At 60.5% G+C, this 1182-nt stretch carries 1 protein-coding gene; it reads left to right on the top strand.

Going from position 1 to position 1182, the window contains the following annotated elements; genetic code table 11:
• A partial coding sequence (locus H8B02_RS47355) for an arylsulfatase (RefSeq protein ID WP_229172524.1) occupies nt 1-1182 on the top strand: 1182 nt, incomplete at both ends.

Below are 1182 nucleotides of genomic sequence, written 5' to 3'. Positions count from 1 at the left end.
CGGCCAGCGGCCCAACATCGTCGTCATCATGGGCGATGACATCGGCATCTGGAACATCGGTGCCTACCACCGCGGCATGATGGCCGGCCGGACGCCGAACCTCGACAAGATCGCCGCAGAAGGCATGCTGTTTACCGATTATTACGCCGAGGCGAGTTGCACGGCAGGCCGCGCCAACTTCATCACCGGCGAGCTACCGATCCGCACCGGCATGACGACGGTCGGCCAGGCCGGCGCCCCAACAGGCCTGCCGGCGGAGGCCGTGACCATTGCCACCGCGCTCAAAGGCATGGGCTATGCCACCGGCCAATTCGGCAAGAACCACCTTGGCGACAAGAACGAGTTTCTGCCGACGGTGCACGGCTTCGACGAGTTCTTCGGCTATTTGTATCACCTCGACGCAATGGAAGATCCGGCCCACCCTGCTTATCCGCAGGAGCTGTTGAACAAGGTCGGTCCGCGCAACATGATCCATTCGTGGGCAACCAATGTGGACGACGCCACCGTGGATCCGCGCTGGGGCAAGGTCGGCAAGCAGAGGATAGAGGACGCCGGCACGCTCTATCCCAAGCGGATGGAAACGGTGGACGACGAAATTCGAGATTTCGCCTTGTCGTTCATTGAAAAGGCCAAGGCCGATAGCAAGCCGTTCTTCCTGTGGCTCAATCCGACCCGGATGCACATCGTCACGCATTTGTCGCCGAAGTACCAGGCGATGCGCAACTCCAAGAACGGCTGGTCGATTCATGAAGCCGGCATGGCGCAGCTCGACGACGATGTCGGCTTGGTAATGCAAAAGCTCAAGGACATGGGCGTGGATGACAACACCATTGTCATCTTCACAACCGACAACGGCACCGAGGTCTTTACTTGGCCGGATGGCGGACAGACGCCTTTCGCTCAGTCGAAAGGTACGGTCATGGAAGGCGGCTTCCGCGCGCCGGCGATGATCCGCTGGCCGGGCAAGGTGCCGGCCGGGAAGGTCGAGAACGGCATCATCTCCGGGCTGGACTGGTTCCCGACCTTGCTGGCCGCTGCCGGCAATCCGAACATTGCGGAGGAACTGAAGAAGGGCAAGCAAATTGGGGACCGCACCTACAAGTGCCATCTGGACGGCTATAATCAGATGGACATGATCACCGGCAAGGGGCCGTCGAACCGACACGAAATCTGGTACTTCGG

The organism is Bradyrhizobium altum (assembly GCF_020889705.1).
Classification (GTDB): domain Bacteria; phylum Pseudomonadota; class Alphaproteobacteria; order Rhizobiales; family Xanthobacteraceae; genus Bradyrhizobium; species Bradyrhizobium altum.
Note: the sequence above shows the minus strand (reverse complement) of the source record. Positions and strands in the feature narration are given on the sequence as shown.